At 63.2% G+C, this 22,603-nt stretch carries 15 protein-coding genes; 8 read left to right on the top strand and 7 right to left on the bottom strand.

Features of this window, described 5'->3' with window-relative positions:
- Positions 1-3: 3 nt before the first annotated feature.
- Positions 4-222, bottom strand: coding sequence for a PF20097 family protein (locus tag IVB54_RS01670; RefSeq protein WP_027568267.1), 219 nt, complete (start codon positions 220-222; stop codon positions 4-6).
- Positions 223-699: 477 nt separating this feature from the next.
- Between IVB54_RS01670 and IVB54_RS01665 the strand changes: the two genes are divergently transcribed.
- Positions 700-930 (top strand): hypothetical protein, encoded by a 231-nt coding sequence (locus IVB54_RS01665; RefSeq protein ID WP_018455636.1) that lies wholly within the window; start codon positions 700-702, stop codon positions 928-930.
- A gap of 220 nt (positions 931-1,150) precedes the next feature.
- On the opposite strand, the gene IVB54_RS01660 is transcribed toward IVB54_RS01665, so the two are convergent.
- Entirely contained in the window at positions 1,151-3,061 is a 1,911-nt protein-coding gene (locus IVB54_RS01660) for a diguanylate cyclase (RefSeq protein ID WP_247767451.1), read from the bottom strand.
- 557 nt (positions 3,062-3,618) lie between these two features.
- On the opposite strand from IVB54_RS01660, the gene IVB54_RS01655 reads away from it, so the two are divergent.
- The 4 genes from IVB54_RS01655 (at position 3,619) to IVB54_RS01640 (ending at position 9,065) form a co-directional block, all read left to right on the top strand.
- A complete protein-coding gene (locus IVB54_RS01655) occupies positions 3,619-3,972 on the top strand; it encodes a hypothetical protein (RefSeq protein WP_247360692.1) in 354 nt (117 codons plus the stop codon).
- Positions 3,973-4,066: 94 nt separating this feature from the next.
- Positions 4,067-4,474, top strand: a complete 408-nt coding sequence (locus tag IVB54_RS01650) for a FixH family protein (RefSeq protein ID WP_247360690.1) — start codon at positions 4,067-4,069, stop codon at positions 4,472-4,474.
- Positions 4,471-5,883: an efflux RND transporter periplasmic adaptor subunit gene (locus tag IVB54_RS01645; protein ID WP_247360688.1), complete on the top strand. Its 1,413-nt coding sequence runs from the start codon at positions 4,471-4,473 to the stop codon at positions 5,881-5,883. Before IVB54_RS01650 ends, IVB54_RS01645 begins: the two co-directional genes overlap by 4 nt.
- Positions 5,880-9,065, top strand: a complete 3,186-nt coding sequence (locus IVB54_RS01640) for a CusA/CzcA family heavy metal efflux RND transporter (protein ID WP_247476260.1) — start codon at positions 5,880-5,882, stop codon at positions 9,063-9,065. Before IVB54_RS01645 ends, IVB54_RS01640 begins: the two co-directional genes overlap by 4 nt.
- 59 nt (positions 9,066-9,124) lie before the next feature.
- On the opposite strand, the gene IVB54_RS01635 is transcribed toward IVB54_RS01640, so the two are convergent.
- From IVB54_RS01635 to IVB54_RS01625, 3 genes are read right to left on the bottom strand one after another with little or no spacing between them, the layout of a single operon-like run.
- Positions 9,125-9,877: a nucleoside phosphorylase gene (locus IVB54_RS01635; RefSeq protein ID WP_247777049.1), complete on the bottom strand. Its 753-nt coding sequence runs from the start codon at positions 9,875-9,877 to the stop codon at positions 9,125-9,127.
- The gene (locus tag IVB54_RS01630) at positions 9,840-11,069 is read right to left on the bottom strand and encodes a hypothetical protein (protein ID WP_247777048.1); all 1,230 of its coding nucleotides are present in this window, start codon (positions 11,067-11,069) and stop codon (positions 9,840-9,842) included. Before IVB54_RS01630 ends, IVB54_RS01635 begins: the two co-directional genes overlap by 38 nt.
- Entirely contained in the window at positions 11,069-11,215 is a 147-nt protein-coding gene (locus IVB54_RS01625) for a hypothetical protein (RefSeq protein WP_247777047.1), read from the bottom strand. The genes IVB54_RS01630 and IVB54_RS01625 overlap by 1 nt, the downstream gene beginning before the upstream one ends.
- A gap of 962 nt (positions 11,216-12,177) precedes the next feature.
- On the opposite strand from IVB54_RS01625, the gene IVB54_RS01620 reads away from it, so the two are divergent.
- Entirely contained in the window at positions 12,178-13,374 is a 1,197-nt protein-coding gene (locus IVB54_RS01620) for a serine protease (protein WP_247360669.1), read from the top strand.
- Here IVB54_RS01620 and IVB54_RS01615 read toward each other — a convergent pair.
- Positions 13,275-13,880 carry a hypothetical protein gene (locus tag IVB54_RS01615; RefSeq protein WP_247767450.1) on the bottom strand — a complete coding sequence of 202 codons (606 nt, stop codon included), beginning with the start codon at positions 13,878-13,880 and terminating at the stop codon, positions 13,275-13,277. The genes IVB54_RS01620 and IVB54_RS01615 overlap by 100 nt on opposite strands.
- On the opposite strand from IVB54_RS01615, the gene IVB54_RS01610 reads away from it, so the two are divergent.
- Positions 13,869-15,524, top strand: coding sequence for a trypsin-like peptidase domain-containing protein (locus IVB54_RS01610; protein WP_247767839.1), 1,656 nt, complete (start codon positions 13,869-13,871; stop codon positions 15,522-15,524). The genes IVB54_RS01615 and IVB54_RS01610 overlap by 12 nt on opposite strands.
- A gap of 5 nt (positions 15,525-15,529) precedes the next feature.
- Positions 15,530-18,859: a hypothetical protein gene (locus IVB54_RS01605; protein WP_247767449.1), complete on the top strand. Its 3,330-nt coding sequence runs from the start codon at positions 15,530-15,532 to the stop codon at positions 18,857-18,859.
- Here IVB54_RS01605 and IVB54_RS01600 read toward each other — a convergent pair.
- Positions 18,852-22,511, bottom strand: a complete 3,660-nt coding sequence (locus IVB54_RS01600; RefSeq protein WP_247360659.1) for a DNA/RNA non-specific endonuclease — start codon at positions 22,509-22,511, stop codon at positions 18,852-18,854. The two genes, IVB54_RS01605 and IVB54_RS01600, sit on opposite strands and share 8 nt — an antisense overlap.
- Positions 22,512-22,603 lie beyond the last annotated feature (92 nt).

The raw sequence follows: 22,603 nt of genomic DNA, 5'->3' as shown, positions 1-22,603 counted from the left end.
TCTTTACTCGGGCGATCCTGCCTCCGCATACGATTCCAGATAGCCGCAGGCCGAGCAGCGATACGTGGCCACCGTAAGCGCCTTCCTGCCGAACATGAACGACTCGCGGTACGTGGCGGGCGGCACTCCCGCAAACCAGAGCAACTGCCCACGCCCCAGGCTGGGAATGAAACCCTGCTCCATGGTCCCCTCGCATTTCGGGCAAGCTTTGTGCTCTGTCATTTCGGGATCGTAGACGGACTACCGAACGTTACAAGCTCCTGAGCAGCGCCCTCCCCTCGTCTGAGCGCCGCCACCGTTCAGTGAGCCAGGCAACATCGGTCCTTGCTCTTCGCGGCAGCTTTTCCTAGGTCTGGCAGCACGCAGGAACGTCTCGGATTTGGCGCGGTTGCCCAGCGGGGCGGCAGAGAACGGCAACGATGCTTGAAACCGATACCTTGCTGGTTAAGTGCCCGAACTGCGGCGCCTGGCCGATGGCCGCGAACCTGCCGAAAAACCTTTCACCCGGTGTCGAGCTCGAATTCAGATGCTCGCGGTGCGCTCAGCATGAGCTCGGGCGTTTGCGGCGTCCGAGCTTATCAGGCCCAGCCGAGCGGGTGACGTGAGACCAGCAATGGATCTACACGAACAATGGCCGCGGAACGGCCATTCACTTCGCGACTTGACCATCGCGAGCGTCGATTTTTCGGAGGAGAGATCATGAAGACCATCTTTGCGGCTGTCTGCCTGCTGTCACTGGCGTTGGCCTCGCCGGTGCAAGCGAAGGGGTGCATCAAGGGCGCGATCGTCGGCGGTGTTGCCGGCCACATGGCGGGCCATGGCAAGCTCGGCGCGGTGGCGGGCTGCGCGGTGGGCCATCATGAGGCTAACAAGCAGAACGGCAACAACCCGAACAACTCGAACGCGCAAGCTCCGTCCGGGCAGAAGTAATCTATCGGGGCTCCTTCGGCCCCCGGCGAGCGCGAGCCTGCCGGCGGCACTATCCAGACGACCAGCTCGAGCGCATCGCCTGGTCGGGAGAAGGTGGGTGGCGCTCCTCAATCTCGCTCGTCCGCCCGGTCTTAGAACGACCTGATCGGATGGCGGGCGGAACGCTGCCAGCGCTCCGTTGCGCCTCAGCATCAGGAGTGCCGGGCAACAGCGGCTGGGCTCATGCGCTCTTTGCGCCGGGCCAAGTGATAACCTGACCTGCCACCACCAGCCGATCGCGACCGCTTTCCTTGGCCGCATAGAGCGCCCGGTCTGCTGTCGCGACAAGGGCGTCTTCGGTGACACCCTGGATGGGGTTGTTGGTGGCGCCTCCCAGGCTGACCGTGACAAACTTGGAAGGCGGATTCAGCGCGTGCAACATGCCTAGCTCGCGCAGCGCCTTCCGAACTCGCTCACTCACCTCGGCGCATCCGTCGGCGTCGGTGTTGGGCAGCAACAGCGCGAACTCCTCGCCGCCGTACCGAGCAGCCAGGTCGGCGGGCCTGCGAACCTGCTCAGCCAAAATCCTGCCCAGCGAGCGCAGGCAGGCATCGCCTGCCTGATGGCCGTATTGGTCGTTGAATTTCTTGAAGTGGTCCACGTCGATCAGCAGCAAGGAAAGCGGCGTTTCATCGCGCTTGGCCCGGGCCCATTCCTCGGCAAGACGTTCGTCGAAATGGCGACGGTTTGCAAGTCCGGTCAGACCATCGGAGGTGGCAAGAGTTGCCAGCTTGTCCTGCAGATCCTTTTGCTCAGTCATGTCCCGTGAGATGGCGACCACTCCGTCGATCTCGTTGCTGAGCGTGGACCGGGTGACCCGCAGCGCCGTCTCGACCCAGATCTCGGACTTCGCCCGAGTGCGAGTCCGGTAGATGATCCGCGCCTCTTCGGCTTCGCCCGACTTGAGGGAGTTGATGGCCTGCTCCAACCGGGACCGATCCTCAGGATTGATCCCAGCAAGCGCCGGCGTGCCGAGCAGCTTGGCAGGCTCCCACCCGAGAACGCGCGTACAGGATGGCGAGACGTAAAGGATTCGCTCGTCCAAACCGATGCGCATGACGATGTCGCTCGACTGCTCGGCCAAGAGGCGAAAGTCCGCCTCCTTCGCCACCAACGCCGCCGCCATGCGTTGGCGCTGCGAGAGGTAGCGCACCAGAAAACACCCGATGAGCGCGATCGCCAGTGTGAGGCCGGAGACGATGCTCATGCGCACGGCCGCCTGCCGGCGCCGCGGCTCGAGAACGTCTTCCTCTGCTTTGGTGGCCACCGTCAGGATCGGATAACGCGTGCTCAACCGATAGAAACTCAGGCGTTGCCGGCCATCGATCGGAGACTTGAAGTAGTAGACGCTGGCACTGGGTCCGTTTCCCAAGTTCGAAAACAGCAGCGACTTGGAGAGGTCCCGCCCCACATAAGCGCCCTGGTCGTCGCCGCTGCGCGCCAACATGATTCCGTCGGCGCTGAGCAGGGACACCGCGCCGTTTGGACCAATGTCGAACTGCTTGTAGAATTCGGCGAAGTACGCGACGTCGATGCTGGTCAGCACAACACCAGCGAAACTGCCGTCCGGATGATTGAAGCGCCGAGACGCGGTGATGATCCACTGGCCGCCCGAACGGCTTTTGACAGGTCGGCCGAGCAGTGTGCCGCGGTCAGCACTTGCGCGGTGCTGCTGGAAGTAGTCGCGGTCACTGTTGTTCAGGCCGGCCAGATCGACGTCCTCGGTGGTCGCCAGCCAGCGGCCGGTTTCGTCGTAGACGAAGATGCCGCGGATCCGCTTCCTGTTGTATTTGCGAGCCTGAAGGAAGGTCTGGATCTTGGTCACTGCGCCGGCGCTCGTTCCGCCGATCTCCATGCGATCGACCATGCCAGCCAGGATGGTGTCCGCAAGTTCGAACATGTCCTCGGCGTGCTGGGTGAGCGAACTGGCCAGATTGGCCATGTCCACTTCCGCGTTTCTCAGGTCGACCTGGCGAGCTTCCCATTCCCGCCATCCGCTCAGGGTGAGGATGGCAACGCAAGCCAACGCGACAAAGCCCGCGACCCATAGCGGGACGCGGGACTTGCCCACTTCTCGGCGGCTGGTTGACATCTAGGAGGCGGCTCCGTTCGCGGCACGTTCCCACCGAGGTCTTAATGTCGGCTTGCCTGCCCGGCAGCGGCAGGCGAGGTGGTAAACGCCTCCTCTCCAAGTCGCTCACGGCCTTCGTGAGAAGCTGCGGACGGAGTGAGCGATTGGTTTGACCTCACAGAAGCGCTGCCCCTGCCGCGCTGCGCCGGAGGGGTTCTGCCGCCGAGGAATGGGGCGAAAAAGGAACGGTCCCCGCGCGCTGGGAACGCACAGGACCGGTTGACTCGACAGACGGAGGCGAAGCCGTGCGTCTTGCAGAAGTCTGCGGTTGTGGAGTTAACGATCCATATCGCAGTTCCATTCGGCGATATTGCGCAGTGGAGGATAAAAGGCTCGTCCGCACTGATGTGGCCTCCGTGTGCAGGCCAGGCCAGATTGAAGACGCCCGCTGAGTGACGGAGCGCGAGGTGCAGGGGTGCTGCCACTGCCGGCTGAGCTATGTCGCTGCGGGTCCAGGGTGGCGAAGATGTGAAGGGGCGCGACTTCCAAAGCGAGTCCGCTCGTGGGATGCTAGGTCCATGAATCTGCGCGGGCTGCTCAGAGTTGCGTTCGCGGTCTTGGTGACCGCCGGTTTGACGTTGGCGCCCTTGGCCGCGCCGGCGGCAGCCGCGCAAGCTCGCTCGGACAGCATGAGCGACATGTCCGTGTCGGCCGACATGCCCTGTTGCCCCGATGAGCAGAAAAGCACGGGCTGTCAGGACTGCCCGCTGGTTGCGATGTGCGTCCTGAAGACGGCCCAGGCGGGCCTCTCCGAGACCGCCGCCCTCCCGCTGCGGCACGCCATCCGCACCACGCACTTGGTCGCGGACGACGTAATCGGCGACGGTCTGACCCGTCCACCTCCCCACCAACCCCCTCGAACCCTGGGCTGAACGGCGCTCTACGCCGATCGCGTCCGTGCGCTTCACGCGCGCGGATGATGCACGCCGCTTCGGCGGCGCATTTGGGACATTCGAGGACCAGAAAATGAAGACCTCTACCATCGCGCGCGCCGTCGAGGCGGCGTTGATCGCTGCCGCAGTCGCAGGCACAAGCCCGGCCGCACTGGCCGATATCAAGGACTACAAGTTCGAGCTCGTCGATCAGTCGGTCCAGGCCGGGCCCGACAAGGTCATCACCGTCAAGCTCGTGAACACAAAGAACGGCAAGCCTGTGCCCGATGCCGTGATCTTCGCCAGCCGTCTGGACATGGCTCCGGACGGGATGCAGGAGATGGCGACCAAGGTCACGCCCATGCCGGGAACGGAGCCGGGCACCTACCGCTTCAAGGCGACCTTCGGCATGGCGGGGCGGTGGCAGCTTTCGCTCGGAGCCAAAGTCCAGGGCGAGAGCGGCACCGTCGAGAACAAGCTCGTCATCACGGCGCAGAAGTGACCCGCGCCCTCACCGCAAGTGTGGCCGCCGCGTTCATCGTGGCGGCCGGCATCGCATTCGTTGTCACCGGCCCGCAGCGGCTGGCGGCGCGATCCGCCGCCCTGATCGGCCCCGCTGCGGCCGAAGAGCGCCGCGCCCCGATCTACTACCAGGATCCGGACGGCAAGCCATCGTACTCGCTGGTGCCGAGGAAGACGCCGGACGGCCGCGACTACCGCGCGGTGCCGGCCGGCGCCGATGTCAGCTTCGACGATGACCAGGCGGCAGCCCCGACGACTACAACGGCCGACGGCTCCGAAGATCGCAAGATCAAATACTACCGCAATCCCATGGGCCTGCCGGACATCTCGCCGACCCCGAAAAAGGATTCCATGGGGATGGACTACATCCCTGTCTATGAGGGCGAGGACAGCGATGATGGCTTCCTCAAACTGTCGCCCGGAAAGATCCAGCGGACCGGCGTCAAGTCGGAGCCCGCAGCAATGCGCGTGGTCCGGACCGCCGTCAGGGCGCCGGGCACGATCGCGCTCGACGAGCGGCGGATTTCAGTGGTCGCGATGCGGGCGGAAAGCTTCATCCTGAAGGTGGCGGACGTGACGACCGGATCTCACGTCGTGAAGGGGCAGCCGCTGATGGAGGTCTACAGCCCATCCGTCTCCTCGGCTGCAGCCGAGTACCTCACCACCATCACCTCCAAGACGACCAGCGGCGACGTCCAGTATGGCCGTGGATCGCGCCAGCGCCTGATGAACCTGGATGTGCCCGACGCCGCGATCTCGGCGATCGAGAAGAGCCGGACAGTGCCGACCTCGATCGGATGGACCTCTCCGCGCGACGGCATCGTGCTGGAGCGCAACGCCGTCGAGGGCATGCGCGTCGAGCCCGGCGGAGTCCTGTTCCGGATCGCGGATCACTCGACGGTGTGGGCCTTGATCGACGTCGCCGAACGCGACCTCGGCATGATCGCCAAGGGCCAGCCGGTCACGGTGAAGGCGCGAAGCTTTCCCGGACGGGAGTTCACGGGGAAGGTCCAGGTGATCTACCCGGAGATCAACAAGGAGACCCGCACCGCGCGCGTCCGGATCGAACTGCAGAATCCGGACCTGATCCTGCTGCACGACATGTACGTCGACGCGAACATCGACACCGGCAGCGGCGAGGCCGTCCTCGCGGTGCCGGAGAGCGCGGTCATGGATACTGGCAGCCGGCAGGCCGTGTTCGTCGACAAGGGGCAGGGTCGGCTGGAGCCGCGCGATGTCAAGCTCGGCCACCGGGGCGGCGGGTTCGTGGAGGTCCGGCAGGGCCTCGCGGAGGGCGACGCCGTCGTGGTCTCGGCGAACTTCCTGATCGATGCCGAAAGCAACCTGAAGGCCGCGCTGAAAGGCTTTGCCGAGGGGGCGCAGCAATGATCGCGCGCCTCATCGCCTGGTCCGCCCGCAACCTGCTGCTGGTCCTGTTCGGGACCGGCTTCGCCGCCGCGGCGGGGCTCTACGCTCTTCTGCATCTGCCGCTCGATGCCATCCCGGACCTCTCGGACACCCAGGTCATCGTCTACACGGAGTACCCCGGCCAGGCGCCGCAGGTGATCGAGGACCAGGTCACCTATCCGCTGACCACGGCGATGCTGACCGTGCCGAAGTCCAAGGTGGTCCGCGGATTCTCGTTCTTCGGCGTCTCGTTCGTCTACGTCATCTTCGAGGACGGCACCGACATCTACTGGGCGCGCTCGCGCGTGCTGGAATTCCTCAACGGCGCGAGCGCGCGCCTGCCCGCCGGCGTCACACCCACGATCGGTCCCGACGCGACCGGCGTCGGCTGGGTCTACCAGTACGCGGTGATCTCGAAGGAACTGAACCTCGCCGACACCCGGACCATCCAGGACTGGAATCTGAAGTTCGCGCTGGCGAAGGCCGAGGGGGTCGCCGAGGTCGCGAGCGTCGGCGGCTTCGTCAAGCAGTACAACGTGATCCTCGATCCGCAGCGGATGCGCGACCGGGGGATCACCATGCAGAAGATGCGCGACGCCATCCGCGCCAGCAACGCCGACGTCGGCGGGAGGACGGTCGAACTCTCCGAGTTCGAGTACGTCATCCGCGGCAAGGGCTACATCAAATCGATCAACGACCTCGGCGACATCGTGCTGAAGACCTCCGGCGGCACGCCGGTGCTGCTGCGGGACGTCGCCCGGGTCGAACTCGGGCCCGACGAGCGGCGCGGCATCACGGAGCTGAACGGCGAGGGCGAGGTCGCCAGCGGCATCGTGCTGCAGCGCTTCGGCCTCAACGCTCTGGAGGTCATCCAGAACGTCAAGAAGTGCTTCCAGGAGATCGCCTCCAGCCTGCCGAAGTCGGTTGAGATCGTGCCGGTCTACGACCGCTCCAACCTGATCTACGCGGCCATCGACACGCTCAAGCACACGCTGTTCGAAGAAAGCGTCGTCGTCGCGCTGGTCTGCATCGTGTTCCTGCTGCACGTCCGCAGCGCGCTTGTCGCGATCCTGATGCTGCCGGTCGGCGTCCTCATGGCGTTCGGGGCCATGAAGTTGCTGGGCCTCGGCTCCAACATCATGAGCCTCGGCGGGATCGCGATCGCGATCGGGGCCATGGTCGACGCGGCCATCGTCATGATCGAGAATGCTCACAAGCATCTCGAACGTGCGGAGCCCGGAAGGTCCAGGATCGACGTCCTGATCGCCGCCGCGGCGGAGGTCGGACCGGCGTTGTTCTTCAGCCTGCTGATCATCACGGTGTCGTTCATGCCGATCTTCACGCTGGAATCGCAGGAGGGGCGGCTGTTCAGCCCGCTCGCGTTCACCAAGACGTTCTCGATGGCGGCAGCCGCGCTGCTGTCGGTGACGTTGGTGCCGGCCCTGATGGTGATATTCGTGCGCGGGCGGATCGTTCCGGAGCACCGGAATCCCATCAACCGGTTCCTGATCTGGATCTATCGCCCCGTCATCAAGGGCGTGATGCGGGCCAAGACGCTGGTGATCGTGCTCGCGCTCGCCGTTCTGGCCGTCAGCATCTGGCCGGCGCGCCAGCTCGGCACCGAGTTCATGCCGAACCTGAACGAAGGCACGCTGCTCTACATGCCGACCACGCTGCCGGGCATCTCGGTCACGAAGGCCGCCGAACTGATGCAGACCCAGGACCGGATCATCCGGTCGTTTCCGGAGGTGGCCTCGGTGTACGGCAAGGCTGGGCGTGCGGCGACCGCGACCGACCCGGCCCCCTCCGAGATGTTCGAGACGATCGTCAACCTCAAGCCCAAGCAGGAGTGGCGCCCTGGCATGACCATCGACGGGCTGATCGCCGAGATGGACAAGGCGCTGCAGTTTCCCGGGGTCTCCAACGCCTGGACCATGCCGATCAAGGCCCGCATCGACATGCTGTCGACGGGGATCCGGACGCCGATCGGGGTCAAGGTGATCGGGACCGATCTGGTCGAGATCGACAAGCTCGCGAAGCAGATCGAGCAGGTGCTCAAGGCCGTGCCGGGCACCTCCTCGGCGTACGCCGAACGCGGCATTGGAGGCTACTATCTGGAGGTCACGCCGGACCGGACTGCGTTGGCACGCTACGGCATCATGGTCCAGGACGTGCAGGACACGATCGCGACGGCGCTCGGCGGCCAGACGGTGACCACGACCGTCGAAGGCCGGCAGCGCTTCACCGTCAACATGCGCTATCCGCGTGATCTGCGCGACAATCCGCAGGCTATCGCGAACGACGTGCTGGTGCCGATGCCCTCCGGCGGCGCTGTGCCACTCGGAGAGGTCGCGAAGGTCGCGCCGGCGCGCGGGCCGACCTCGATCCGGACCGAGAACGGGCAGCTCGCGACCTACATCTACGTCGACATCCGCGACCGCGATCTCGGCGGCTACGTGGCCGACGCCAAAGCCGCCGTGCAGGCCAGCATCCAGTTCCCGCCCGGTTACTACGTGATGTGGAGCGGCCAGTACGAATATCTGGAGCGGGCCACCGCGCGGCTGAAGATCGTCGTTCCCGTGACGCTGCTGATCATCTTCCTGCTGCTGTACCTGAACTTTCGCTCGATCACCGAGACGATGATCGTGATGCTGTCGCTGCCGTTCGCGCTGGTCGGCGGGCTTTGGCTGATGTGGTGGCTGGGCTTCAACCTGTCGGTCGCGGTGGCCGTAGGATTCATCGCGCTCGCCGGCGTGGCCGCCGAAACAGGCGTCGTCATGCTCATCTATCTCAACCAGGCGCTGGCGGAGACTGCGGAGAGACGTGCCGCCCAGGGGCGGGCCGTGACCCGCGGCGATCTGTACGACGCCATCATGGAAGGCGCGGTGGAGCGCGTGCGGCCCAAGATGATGACGGTGGTCGCGATCATGGCGGGCCTGCTGCCGATCATGTGGAGCACCGGGACCGGCTCCGAAATCATGCAGCGCATCGCAGTGCCGATGATCGGCGGAATGATCTCATCCACGCTGCTGACGTTGATCGTGATCCCGGCGATCTTTGGGCTCGTCAAAGGCTTCCGCTTGCCTCCCGAGGACAACACGAAGGGACAAGCGCCGGAAGTGACGAAGCCCACCGTATTGCGTTTGCTGGAGCCTGCTGGGTGAGGTGAGAAGGGGGTTTTGTGCAACCCGCCGAGCATAGCCGATTGAGCAGACGAACCCCTCTATTCTTCGGCCAAAGCAGCTACTATTGGGCCCAGGAGCGCCAACGCGTCCACCGCGCCGTCGTCTTCACCCTTCTCGAAGTCCGCGCCCGTTTGAGCCATCGTGTTCGTCACGTGAGCGACGCAGAGAACCTTGCTTCCCGTGGCGGCGGCGAAGGCGTACAGCGCGGCCGCTTCCATCTCGACCGCAAGTATTCCCCGGTCCGCGGCTGCTTGAACGGCCTGGCTGGTCTCGCGGAACGGGGCATCCGTGGTCCAACTTGCGCCCGCGATAGTTCGCGGTGCGCCGTGTTTGATTGCCTCTTTCGCGACTTGCAGCAGGTGAGGACAAGCGGTGGCGTACTCCGAAGGCGGAACATAATGGTAGCTCGTTCCTTCGTCGCGCAACGCCCGCTCGATGATGATGAAGTACGGCGGTTCACCGGCGGCCACGATCTGCCCAGCTGACGTCAAGCTGACCAGGAGGCGACAACCGCTGGCAAACAATTCCTCGGCGACAAGAACGGCGAAGGAGGCCCCCACAGCCCGCCCGACGATGCCGACCTCCCGTCCGGCAAGGGAGAACACATCGAGCTCGGTGTGATAGCATGGCCATCCTCCGAAGGGCCTTGCGCGCCCGGTACGGCGAAGATGGCGCACAAGATCGCCGGGGCATGGGCTCGCGCAAGCTGGCCGTCGCGTCGATGACAGCCCGCGCCTCAACCCTTTCATTAGCTCACTGTTCCTCCGTGGAAAACTCCACCACCCAAACAAATTGAGCGTACGGCAGGGTCATAATGTACTGCAACAGCTTCGGATCAAACTCGGAAGCATGTTCTCGCGCGAAATGACGATACGAGGAGCCCGTGGTGATGAAGTAGCGGATGATGATATCGTTGCCGGGCGAAAGACCGATGGCGGGGCCAAGCTTGAGCAAGGCGGGAGCCAGCCGATCAACGGCATCGGCCGGGTAATAAACCTTCTCGGGAAGCGCCACGATAAACGCGTCAATCGCTTCCGCCGCGTACGGAGTTCCAGTCGACTTCGGAATACACAGATACGGCAGATGGTTGTCATCGACAACAGCAAGGGTCTCAACTTCATCCCAGGCATACCGGAGTCCAGCGTGACCTCTCACAGGTTGACGCCATTCATAGCCCACGAGCGCAACGGCATGACGACGCAAGTGCATCGCGGCGAAAAGAGGAAAGCCTGATTCCACATAGGCGATCAGTTGCCGATAGAATTGAGGGTCATGGCTTCCAGCAGTGCGCGCGATATGAATGGGGAATGTGCCCGCTTCCTGGAATACACGTTCTGCATGAGCAATCTGCAAGCCTTTTGACGGCACCAATCCGCCCGGATTGTAATCGTGCGCCATCATCGTAATCTCATGGACCAGATATTCTCGATGAACGTTGTAGCGCTCGCTGTAGTGGCGCAAGATCGACCAGCAGGCAGCATGCGCACACACCGAAATATCGACATGCTGATCCATCGACGGAAAGCCGCGGATCTCAAGCTTATAGCCGAGCAAGTGCACCTTATGGTCGGCAGCAATGATGAACCGACCTGCGCCCTTGCGAATGTCCGGAGAGAGCACGGTCCGACCGATTGTGGCGATGCCAGTCGGCCGCAACACCATGTAGCCGAAGTAATGTTCTTCGATCTGGCGATCGGGACAAACCAGCGCACAGGTGGCATCGTCGAATGTCACGGTCTGGTCAAAGAAATGCAGCCGCACGCAGTCGCTGCGATAATGCTGCCCCTTCTTCGAATAAAAATTGTAGTAGGTGCTTCGATAGTCCTTATCGATGTAATTATATTCGATGAGCACGCCCTTCACTGCATCCGAGATCCCCTGGCTCAACGTCTTTGCGACTCGGTCTGGGTTGTACTCGGAGGTGATGTGATTGGGCAGTTGCGCGAGGTCAGCGCTGGTCGCCAGAGAAATCCACTTATACATCAGAAGCTGGCGTAGTCAGAAGCGACGCGCAAATGCACCGTAAAAGTAATCATGGAAAATCCTTGATCAAAAACACGACGATCCCCTACTATCGTCGGCAGAAGGGTGATGTAAGCCACACGTTGCCCTTGGTCAAATTTGACCATCAGGGTCCGCTTCAAAGGAGTCGTGAGAAAGTACGCCCGGCTTCGCGCTGCGTCGCAACGATCGCCGTGCGTGGGACGTCATTTCATCGGCTTCCCTGAAGGCTCCTGTACAATATTCGCGACCGAAGGTGCAATAGTCGATAAGTTTAACTAGTGATTGTGGACGGCTATCGCCGTTGGACTGCGCGAGAGGACTTGCTGCTCGCATCCCAAGGTCGACGGCCGCGAACCTGCGGGAGGCATGCTGCCGATGCGGTTGGCTGTAGACTTTCGGCGGCTTGGAGAAGTGACGCAGACCGGTCAGCAGCGTGCTTCTTTACGCGTGGTATCGCCCTCGCTCACAGGCTCTCTCTTCGAGACCGGAGTTCGAAGGCAGCCAACCTTTGCTCGTGCTCCCACTGGACGGCACTGAAGCCACGAATACCGACCGAGGCGCCAGGGTGTTCTGGAGCTACCCGCAGGGTCGCGCGCGGTTCGTCTCGAGACTAATAGTGCAGAGACAAACCCGGCCGCCGAAGAAGAGTTATGGAGTAGGACTACATCCAGTTGCTGGTCGTGGGTGGCACGTCGGTCTTGCCACTCTGATGCAGGGCTCAGCGAACTTTTCAGCAGCGGGGGCCCTCGAGGACCGTCAAAGTGTGGTAAAGGAGAGGTGACGTGGTGCTACACTGTAGTGCTACACCGCTCAAAACTGACTGTTTAGGAAGCACCTGATTTTGAAGGATTTTTTCGCTGCCAAAAATCGGTGGCGGAGAGAGTGGAATTCGCCCCCTAACTAGTGCGCAGGCGTTAGTGTAGACCGCTTTGGTGATCAGCGCTTGATCAGCCGCATTTCGCCAGACCTGACATGGGCGTACCGGATCGCCCTTGCGAAGTCGCCATTTCATTGTAAAATGCCCGTCATGCAACCTAGTAATTTCGCAGTCAGAATTTATTATCTTATCGATTTGTAGGGGCAGGCGATGGCCTCGACTACTGACGACCCGCCAGAAACGCGTCCGCGGCAGCGCTTTCCCGAATCGGAAGAAGAGAGGGCGGCGCGGCTCGTCGCATTCGCCCGAGGCATTGCGGCGCCTGCCGCCGGGCACCAGTCCTCCTCGGCGCTCGAGAGCATGGATGACGGCGGACTCCCCGGCCCTGAAGCGCTGCAGCAGCGCATCGTGGCGCAACTCGATGCGGCCGACAGCAACACGGATCTCCCGCAACTGACCAAGGAGGCGATGGCGCGCGATATCGCGCAGTCCGGACACGAGATCGCGACACAAATCCGGGGCGGCGACGCTCGCCTCGCCGACCTCAATCTCGACGCGCTCTCCAATCTCGAGGCGGTGATCCGCGTGGTCGGACGCCCGGCCTGGTACGTGCGCCAAAATGTTCCCGCGCCCGAGGCCGGGGCGGACAGGACGCGGGACGACGAGTTCTGGATCGTCAAGATCGGCAGTGCCGGCAACAAATTGCGCAGCATCTGCTCGCGGGCGGGCGTCGTGATGCTGGACACCGGCGGGAGCCCGGTGCCGTTCGGCACTGCCTGGATGATCGGATCGGATACCATCATCACCAACGCCCATGTTGCAAGAGAATTAGCGCATCAGGACGGTGGTCTACCCGCCGACGACCCGCGGGATCGCTGGCGAATGCAGCCGGGTCACAAGGGAGTGGTCAACTTCGCGTTCGAGCACCAGCGGCCAGCCTCGGATCTCGTTTGGGAGATCGAAGACGTCCTTCATGTCCAGACGTCCGGCGATCCCGACCTCGCGGTCTTCAGGCTCAGGAATCGCACCAAGGCGTTCCCATCGCCGGTTCCCGTGGACCTGCGGTCGCGTGCCGACTGGCGCAGCCTGGACGTCTTCGCGGTCGGACACCCGATCCGGGATCAGCAGAACGACTCCTCCAACGTCGCGCTCGTCTTCGGTGAGCTCGATGCGACAAAGCGCTTCAGCCCGGGCAAGCTGACGGCCGTGCTCGGCAACAAAGTCCTGGCACACGACTGCTCGACCACCAACGGCTCGTCAGGCAGCCCAATCGTCGACTTCGTCTCGCTCAAGGCCGTCGGGTTGCACTATTTCGGGGTACCGGGCGCGCGCAATGAATCGGTGCTGCTTGCCGCGGTCGCGGACCACCCGGCGATCGCGAAGAGCGTCAACAACGCCTGGAGCTGATCATGGCCAATCCCCGCACCAAGCAGGTCCTGGCCAAGATCCTCACGCGCTACGTCCGGCAGGCGAGCGTGCACACGACGCTGGACGCTGTGCTGCCGCTGGACATCACCGGCGATGCCCGGGAGCACTTCATTGAAAATCTGAGGCCCGATGCGCTCAATGAACTGCCGCTCCAGATGGAGGCGCTCACCGAGGAGCTCGCAGCACGAGACCTCATCAATGTCTTCATCCAGACGCTGCTTCGCTCCCGGGCCATGGACATCCGGTTGCAGGGCATCTTCAACGGCACGATTTCCATCAACGACTCCGGCGATATCGACCAGGCCCATCTGCAGAGTCTGGAAAGCCGCGTCAGCCCGTTTCTGAACGCCAAGACATTCGGCGATTTCATGGCCTCGACGCCGCGTCGTGTCTGTGCGATCTGGATCAAGCGCCCCGGTGCGCGAGAAGGCGAGTTCAAAGGAACCGGGTTCCTCATTGCGCCGGATCTCGTGATGACGGCGCATCACGTACTCGACAAGGCTTTGACCGCAGCGGGCGACAAAGAACTCGACGGCGCTGTCGTCAAATGTGTCTTCGACTATTGGGCGAACATCTATCCTCGCGATGTCGAAACCCCGAACGGATCCGAACTGATCGTAGCCGACACTCCGCAAAAATGGCTGGAATGGCACAGTCTCCGGCATCCGTCAGACGGTCGCAGTCACGAATTCCCGTATCCGCCGGACGTCTACGACCGTCTCGATTGCGCGATCATTCGGTTGTCAAGACCCATTGGAGCCGAAGCTCTTGCGGCCGGCGGCGGCCGCCTGCGAGGCTGGATCAAGTTGCCTGACGCCGTCGAACAGATGACGACCGATGATCCTGTTGCCATTCTTCAGCATCCGAACGGTGGACCCCAGGGATTGGACAAGGGGAAATTCGTCAGAGCGGATGCATCGGATACGCGCATCTGGTACACAGCCGAGGCTTCCGGGGGCTCGTCAGGCTCACCCTGCTTCGACCGGGAAACCGGTATCGTCGGCTTCCACAACGCGGGCCGTCCTCCTGCAGCCTACACGGGCGCCACCAAGGAGTGCAATCAAGGCATCCACATTGCTCAAGTTGTCAACGCCTTGCCGCGGAAGCTCAAGGACGCCTCCCGCGACGGCACGATCGGCGAAAGCGCGTTGTGGTCGCTGGCGGATCGCGGCGATCGTCCAATTCCGGTGCTTGGCCGCAAGGACTTCCAGACAGCAGTGCTCAAGCTCTTCGTTCCAAAAGCGGAGAAGCGCATCATCGTCGTCGAGGAGGCGAGCGAAGCGGCGGCAACAGGCAAGTCCGGCAAGACCTTCTCGGCGGGCATCCTCAAGGCTATTGCACGGGACCGTCCGGCCATGGTGCTGGACTTTCCGGCGTCCGAACTTGCCAGGTTCAGCCCTGAGGAATTCATTTTCGAACTGGGCCGGAGGATCGGAATCGATGCGAAACAGTTCGAAACGATGCCGCCAAAGCCGAACGGCGAACGCCAGCTGGCGCGCTGGCTCTCGACCGAGCTGCCGGACTGGTTCGGACAGTTGATCGAACATCGCGCCATCTCGGCGGTCGTCGCGGCGCTCGAACGGCAGGGCGATGCAGGCGCCGCTGCCGGGCAAGCCAACGGCGCGGCCGCCGGGCAGAACGGAGATGCGTCTACCCGACAGCGCGACGCGGCTCCGGCAACAGGCCGCGAACTCGTGATCAAGGAACTTATCTGGATCGTCATCGACGACATCCACAAGACGCCGCCCGAACGCGGCATGAAGGAACTGCTGGCGGGGATGGCCGGCGTCACCGATACGCAACCGGTCTTGCGCCCCGGCTTGAAGGCGCTGCGCTGGCTGATGATCGGCCACGCTCCGGATTTCGTGCGTGATCGCGTCAATGAATACATTCCCGATATCGTGTCGCCGAGCGCCATCGGAAAGGCGGAATGGGTGGATTGGCTGCGCGCCTATTTCGTCAGTTCGGGCCAAGCTGACCGGTTCGACAAAGCCACTGCTCAAGCCTTGTATGACTTCTCCGTCAGCATGCTGCCTGGAGCCAGCGATCCCAGGAGCAGGCTTACTAGCATTGCGGGTGCCGCCGCGCAGGCGATCCTGTCACTTCAGCCTCCGGCCGGAGGAGCATGACCGAGATGACATCAGAAGCGATTCCCAACCTGGAGGGGCTGTCGCAACAGCTGCGCGAGGCCGGCATCGACGTCGAAAAGCTGACGCGCGGTCTCAGCAATCTTGCTGCTTCGCCCTCCGAAACGAAACTGACGCAAGCACCACCGTCGCTTCCTCAGGGCCGTATCGCGCTTGCCGCCGCGTTGCGGAATGCCTTCCAGCCGGATGACCTCTATTTCCTCGGTACGAGCGATGATCAGAATGCCGATCTGAAAACCGTGCTGGCGCACTCGAATGTCGTGACTGTCGGGACGCAGCGCGCGTGGCAGCTCAAGGCGGCGATCCGACGCGAGATATTGCAAAGCGTTCCTCTTGGGGAACTCCAGGATGCCATCGTCGCCGCTCAAGCAGCGAGTAAACCCGACGCGCAGTCAAGCGACCGGGGCGGCAAGCTCATGCGCTCCGTGCTGGCCGGAGCGACTCCGGATCTGGATTTCCTGTCGATCGAGGAACTTGACCAACTTGCCACCATGTCCGATTGGCTGTCCGGGACGAAACTCGGCGTGCTGCCAAGTACCGCCGAGCTACGCCGCACGATCTATCGCCGGGAGCTGTTTGATCCTTTCCGCCAACTCGTAGGCCGCTCGGTTCAGGCCGGTGCCGATCCCGCCAACGATCGTATCGTTGGCCGTGAAGACGAAATCGAGCGACTGCGCTCCTATGTCGGGATCGTTCCGCCGGAACAACTACGGCATATGCTGTCCCGTAATCTGTCGAACCTCTGGGCGACGGTCACCCGCAGCAGCAGCGGCAATGAGCCGCTCCTGATTCAAGGACTGGGGGGCGTTGGAAAATCAAGCTTGATCGCGAAGTTCGTGCTCGATCATGCGCTGATCCCGGGTGTTCGCCTTCCCATTGTCTATCTGGATTTCGACCGTGCAGCCCTCGCGCCGCGTCAACCCCAGCAGCTCCTGATCGACATCGCCTTGCAGCTGGAAGCGTGGTTCCCCGAGATCGAAGCACCGCTGCGCGAATTGCGCGCCCAGATGCGCGACGGCATCGACAAGCTGGCACGGGACGAGAATCAGCGCCGACGCGAGGAACGTACGCGCTCCGAACTCAAGGCCTGTTGTCGCAGGCTGCGCGGCATAACCGAGGAATTCAACCAAGCGCGGGCTCCCGTCGTTATACTCTTCGACACCTTCGAGATCGTCCAATACGATGCCGTTGCGGTCGATGGTGTGCAGGCCTTGATCAGCGCGCTGACAGATCGCGATGGCGATCCCTGGAGCAACCTCCGCATCGTCATCGCCGGTCGCGCCGAAGTGCCCGAAATATCGACCGGCCAGAAGCCGATCGAGCTCAAGCCCCTGAACGTGCCCTCCACAAAGCGACTGCTCGCGCTTCGCAGCCAGGCCGAAAACCTGGGCCTCACCTCAGCACAAGCGACCGCACTTGCCACCCCGCTCAGCAATAGTCCGTTGGATGTCGCCTTGTTCGTGAACTGGCTGAGGGAGCGGGAGCCGGAGACGCGAGCTGTGCTCGTCGAGGATATCGTTACCGAGGCCAAGGCGGCGCAGTCGGCGGGCAACCCGGCCGTGGGAGGGGATCTGGGTAGGCAACTCATCACCGGATTCCTGATCCGGCGCATGATCAGCCACATCAAGGATCGCGAAGTGGAAAAGCTCGCCAATCCCGGTCTTGTGGTTCGGGCAGTCACGCCCGACGTCATTCGCGAGGTCATGGCGCCGGCGAGCGGCCTTGTCGGCGATGCGAAGGATCTCGCGCCAGGGGGGGAGAACAAGTTGTTCGAGCGGCTGTCTCGCGAGCGCTGGCTGGTCGAGGAGCGTCAAGGCGTGATCCGGCATCGCCCGGAAGTGCGTCAGGCGATGCTCTCGCTGATGCGCTCACAGGACGCGGAACGCTTCGAAGCGACGAATGAGCGGGCGCTGGATTACTTCATGTCCCGCCTGCACGATCCCGTTGCCCGCGCAGAGGCGGTCTATCATATGCTGCTCGCAAGCAGCGTCGACTTGAGCGCGGTTGACCGGATCTGGAGCGATGACCTTGCTCCACGGCTGTCGGGAGCGGTCGAAGATCTTCGCGGACAAAGCCGTGTCTATCTGACGGCACGCCTGGGCCGCAGCGTACCGGTTGAATCGCTGAGCTCGCTTCCTCCGAGCTCATTGACCGCAATCCTGCTGGCGCAAGGACGCAGGATGATCGAGCGCTATTCTCCGGAAGCAGTCGTGACGTTGCTGCAAGTCAGCTCGGTCGATGGGCCTCATCCCGATCTCACCGCCGTCAAGCTCGAAGCATGCTATCGCACCGGCCGATGGAGCGACATCCTGGATGAGACGCGGACCTCGCCGACCATAGCCGATCTCATTGCCGCCGTACGCTTGGGCCAGTTCAAGGACGTTCGCGCGATCGACGATCGCACCGGTAGTCCCGCACGCTTTCTGCTGCGATGGGCGACTCACGATGCTCGCGCAGACGAATATCTGCAGACGGTCAGGGGCAGCCTGAGCGCCTGGTCGGGCGCAGCTGCGGAATTCCTGTCAGGCTCCGATACGTTCTGGGATTTTGCGACATTCGCCTGCGCGATGAACCGCCGCGCAGGCGCCTCCGACATTGCGGCCAACGTACTGAGAATCGCCGGCCAGCGCTGCAATGAGGCCAAGCGGCTGCCCACCAGCGTCAATGACGGCGGCGCCCTGCGGATCCTCGCCATCTTCGACGACAATCCAGCGCAACCCATCCTGCGCCGCATCGAGTTCGCGAGCCATTTCTCCACCCTCAGCGCCGCCGAGCTCAAGGCGTTCCGGTCTCTTCTCGTCCTGGCAAACGATAGTGACGGCCTGCGCGGGAGCGTCACCCTGGAAAGAGGCCTGAGATTTCTCGATATTCATGACAAGGGAGACCGGTTCAGGGTGATTGCCGATCCCGCAATCACACGGGAATTCGCGGAGATCATGACCAGCTTGGTGCAAAAGGGATCACCAGCTACCAACGTCAAGGTGCGCGCCATGCTGGCATTGACGCATCCGGACTGGCTGGAGTCGCTCGGCAACGCACTGACCCGTGCCTACGGCGGGGAGGTTCCGGAAAAGCTTGGCTGGTGGTCGTCGATCTCCCGCTATCTGGGAAGTGACGCGCGGGGTCAACGCCGTTCGGCTGCCTCGGATGGATACGAAATCCTGTCGCTCGCCGACGAGGCGGCAAGTCTCACCGAGGCGGTCCGCGCCTATCGCGACGCGCTCGCCCATTCTCCGCTATCGGCGCGCGACTTCCTTATGCTCGCCGATGCCTTTCTGCGTTGGGGCGAACTGCTCAGTCTGCCACCCGTTAGCTGATCTTCTCGCTGTACATCTTCCGGTTGCCGCCGTCGCGATCCTCGAAATAGTCGGCAATGGCAACCCCATCCGAGCCAAGCGACAGCGTGGCGAAGCCGTGCGTGAAGAACTGCCCGTCCTTCGACAGCATGCTGTTGGCGGCGATCCGCGGCGGGTTGGCCAGATCGGCCAGGGTCTTGTACGGCTCGTCGTCGACGAAGACCGGGATCGCGCTGTGGCCGAGGCAGCGGCCACGCTCGAGGCCCGCATAGGGTTCGTAGATGCACAGATTGTGCTCGTGGCCCCAGAACCAAGCCGCGATTTTCTTGTTGTTCTGCGTGAGCGCCGCATAGGTCGCCTGCAGCTTGGGATTGACCGGGGTCAGACGGCCGTTCGCGCCATTGGTGCCGATCTGCGAGAAGGCCGAGAACAGCTGGTGATGCGACAGCAGGATGGTCTTTCCGTTGAACTCCGTCATGCGGCGCACCAGCCATTCCTGTTCGGCGAGGTCGACGAACGTCACGGCATCCGTGACCGAGAACGGACTATAGTCATGGCGTCCGGTATCCATGGCGAGGAGCTGCCAGCTGTCGTCCTCCGCCCGAAGGCAGAAGAAGCTTGCCGGCTGGACCAGCGATTTGCCGTTGGCCCCCTTAAGGCCCTTGTTGAGGCGCTGGATCAGCTCGTAGTAACCCACCCCGCCGCAGTACATGTCGTGGTTGCCGGAGAGCGTGTACACCGGCAATTTGCTGGCCGGCCGGTTGAAGATCCGGTTCACGGGCGCCTCGAACTTGATGCGGCATTCTTCCGGAGTTCCGGAGTAATAGATGTCTCCGAGATGGATCAACACGTCAGGCTTCTGCTCCTGCAGCCGACGCAGCACGCGCTGCGCCGGCTCCGCGCCGGTGCCCCAATCGCCGATGAGGCCGATCTTCGCATCCTTCTTTATCACCATGACGCCGTCACCCGCCTTCTCGGGCGTGACGTAGAGCGGCTCCACGCGCGAGCCGCCGACGCCAAAATATTTGGCGTACTCGCTGATCGTCTGCGCCCAGCGCGGATCGCAGGTTCCGGAGTCGAGCTCACCTTCCAGACGACGCGCCGAAGCCGCATCACCGAACACCTTGGCCTGCATGTACTGCCAGCCTAGGGAGGCGCAGGCTCGGGCATGCTCCGCGACCGACATGCCCTCCAGCATCGATTCGGTCGCTGTCGCATCCGCTCCGGGCTGCGAGGAGACCTGTCCGCCCATCTGAAGATTGACGATCTGCTGTGCCGCCAGCACGAGCTCCTCGGACGTGTCGGACGAGAGTGACTCGACGTTGGCCTTCTTCTCGGCAGCAACCTTGCCCGCGATATCGTCCACCGCCGACTGATAGAGCGAGGCGAAGTGATCGCGGAACGTGATCGGTCCTGCTGCACTTGCGGCGCGCGCACGCGATGTGGGGTCCGGTTGCGGGGCTGCTGGCGGGCGACCGGGCTGCCCCGGCATCGCTTCCACGCCGGCGCTCGCACGCACGACCTCGCCCTGCGGCGTGCCGGCTTGGTCCGCATTGCGAACCGCGGCCGGAAACTTGACCAGTACAAGCAGTTTCTCGAGATCCGCGATCGAGATCATGTGCTGCCGCCACTTCGGCGTCACCGCGAACTCGAGCGGGACTCCGCCAAGATCCTGCCGCAGAATGAAGCCGTAGCTCTTCAGCTTTCCGTGCTCGGCGACAACCACCACCTTCCAGTATTGCGACGGGATCTGCAGCCGCACCTCGCCTTCATCGTCGACCCCGACGAAAACCTTGTCGTCCTCCGACAGGACGGGCCCGGCGAAGATGGAGAGCCGGCCGCCATCGGCTCCCTTCGAGACGAACTTCTCGAGCTCGCCCCAATTGCTCTTCTGGTCCGGACGATTGAACTTACTCACTTGCGGCGAGCAATTGGTGGTGTGGAACGTATCGCCATTGGCGAGCTGGGCTTCGTCGAAGCTCTCGCCCCACGCGACGTCTTCCCGGCGGACCAGGTGGCCCTTGTCGAAGGCGCCATGGTCCTTGGTGAAGAAGCGGTCGGGAAGCTGGTGAATGGCCGGAATGCGTGGATCCGAGAACCACTTTTCCGTGTCGGACTTGCCGAGGTCGCCCAAGGCCTTGCGGGTGAACTTCCTTCCCGGTTCGGGCACCCGCATCTCTGCGGAGGCGTCGAGATTGGACGCGGTGAACAGCGCCAGGCGACGCCGCTTGTGCAGGACCAGCGAGAAGTGATGATACGGGATCACGTGATCGCCGTCGTCGAGCTTGGCGACCAGCGACACATCCTTCGGATCCGGCAGCGGCACCCGCGGCCCCAGGAAGCCGGGATCGTAGCCCATCCGGGTCGAATAGTCGTCATCATGGAGCGGCTCGACCATCGCTTCCGTCGTCGCAGCCTCGTCCGTGTGCTGTGCGGACGTTGGCGCACCCGCCCCGAGCCGGACCGAAATCTCGAGCGGTACGGTGAAGGTCAACTCCGAACCGCGGGCCTGCGTGCTGGGGGGCGGAGGCGACGGCGGCCGCGAGCGCACCTCGATTGGACGCGACGGCGAAGGACGGACGGTGGACGGCGGTGCGCTGGCGCGCTCCGCCGGCATGTTCGCCCACCAGGTCTGCGAAACGGCCGGATCCGGCTGCGCGACCGGCTGGAAGTTGACACCGGCGTCGACGACCCGGCCATCCCGCGCCAGCTCCGCCGTGGGAACGGCGAAGTTGGCGTCGAGATAGACGCCCGCAAAATGCAGGCCGACCACCTGTCCGGTCTTGGCGAGAACGACAACCGAGCCGGAATTGCCCCCGAGTGTCGAGCTGTCATGAGTCATGGCAGACACGCGGTTCTCGAAGCTCTCGATCGTGCGCCGCGGTCCCACCCTGCCTGGCTGCAGCCGCTTGACGTAGTAGACCCCGCCGAACACCGTGTTCTGCACGTTGGCGTCATTGCGGGGATCGAAGGCCGGATAGCCGATGACCGCGACCTCCTGGGACATCAGGGCGTCCGGCTGCGTCAGCGCGAGCGACAAGGATGGGTGATTGGCTCCCAGACCCTCGACGCGCAGGAGCGCCATGTCCCAGTAGGGATGGATCATCAGGACTTCACCAATCTTGAGCACCTGCGCGTCGGTGTTGCCCTTCTCGCGCAGGAAATCCACACCCGCTTCCCGACCGGGCAGGAAGACAAGGTCGCGCTGCCCGAGACCGCCGCAGAATATCTGCGCGACGTGACGGTTCGTCATCAGCAAGCCATCGCCTACCACGAAGCCCGTGCCCCCATAAGGCAGCGTCGGATGGTGCGGCAGTTCGACGCGACCCACCGAGGGAATGACTCGCCGCAAATTGCTCTTGATCGGATCCGCATTGAAGCCCGTCCAATCCGGATGCGTAACCTGGAAGTCTCCGTTGATGATGTCGATGGCGGGTCGTTTGTCCGGAATGATGATAGCCTCAAGCGCGAATTGCTCGCGCGGTGACAGGCTCTCGCGAGAGTTGACCTTGCGAGCTGCGGCGCGCGCGGCTTCGGCCATCGGATCCCGCATCGCCTCGTCGAGGCGTGAGCGGGCGACAGCGGATTCCGCAACCCGGACGGGATCGGACATAGCCTCGAGCCCACCCGAAATGCGCGCCAGGAATTGCTTCGCTTGATCGGCCTCTGCCATGCTGCCCTCCAATTGGTCCGTTAAACGTTTCCAAACCCGATCTTTGATTGTATTCCGCCCACGGCTTGCGCATCGGTATCCGCACTGCCGGC

The sequence above is a fragment of the Bradyrhizobium sp. CW1 genome, assembly GCF_023100665.1.
Classification (GTDB): Bacteria; Pseudomonadota; Alphaproteobacteria; order Rhizobiales; family Xanthobacteraceae; genus Bradyrhizobium; species Bradyrhizobium canariense_D.
The sequence above is the reverse complement of the archived record's forward strand: the minus strand, read 5'-3'. Positions and strand labels throughout refer to the sequence as shown.

Excerpts from the sequence above, each read along its gene's own strand:
- IVB54_RS01670 (WP_027568267.1), bottom strand. The coding sequence starts at position 222 with ATGACAGAGCACAAAGCTTGCCCGAAATGCGAGGGGACCATGGAGCAG.
- IVB54_RS01665 (WP_018455636.1), top strand. The coding sequence starts at position 700 with ATGAAGACCATCTTTGCGGCTGTCTGCCTGCTGTCACTGGCGTTGGCC.
- IVB54_RS01660 (WP_247767451.1), bottom strand. The coding sequence starts at position 3,061 with ATGTCAACCAGCCGCCGAGAAGTGGGCAAGTCCCGCGTCCCGCTATGG.
- IVB54_RS01655 (WP_247360692.1), top strand. The coding sequence starts at position 3,619 with ATGAATCTGCGCGGGCTGCTCAGAGTTGCGTTCGCGGTCTTGGTGACC.
- IVB54_RS01650 (WP_247360690.1), top strand. The coding sequence starts at position 4,067 with ATGAAGACCTCTACCATCGCGCGCGCCGTCGAGGCGGCGTTGATCGCT.
- IVB54_RS01640 (WP_247476260.1), top strand. The coding sequence starts at position 5,880 with ATGATCGCGCGCCTCATCGCCTGGTCCGCCCGCAACCTGCTGCTGGTC.
- IVB54_RS01630 (WP_247777048.1), bottom strand. The coding sequence starts at position 11,069 with ATGTATAAGTGGATTTCTCTGGCGACCAGCGCTGACCTCGCGCAACTG.
- IVB54_RS01625 (WP_247777047.1), bottom strand. The coding sequence starts at position 11,215 with ATGGTCAAATTTGACCAAGGGCAACGTGTGGCTTACATCACCCTTCTG.
- IVB54_RS01620 (WP_247360669.1), top strand. The coding sequence starts at position 12,178 with ATGGCCTCGACTACTGACGACCCGCCAGAAACGCGTCCGCGGCAGCGC.
- IVB54_RS01610 (WP_247767839.1), top strand. The coding sequence starts at position 13,869 with ATGACGGCGCATCACGTACTCGACAAGGCTTTGACCGCAGCGGGCGAC.
- IVB54_RS01615 (WP_247767450.1), bottom strand. The coding sequence starts at position 13,880 with ATGCGCCGTCATCACGAGATCCGGCGCAATGAGGAACCCGGTTCCTTT.
- IVB54_RS01605 (WP_247767449.1), top strand. The coding sequence starts at position 15,530 with ATGACATCAGAAGCGATTCCCAACCTGGAGGGGCTGTCGCAACAGCTG.
- IVB54_RS01600 (WP_247360659.1), bottom strand. The coding sequence starts at position 22,511 with ATGGCAGAGGCCGATCAAGCGAAGCAATTCCTGGCGCGCATTTCGGGT.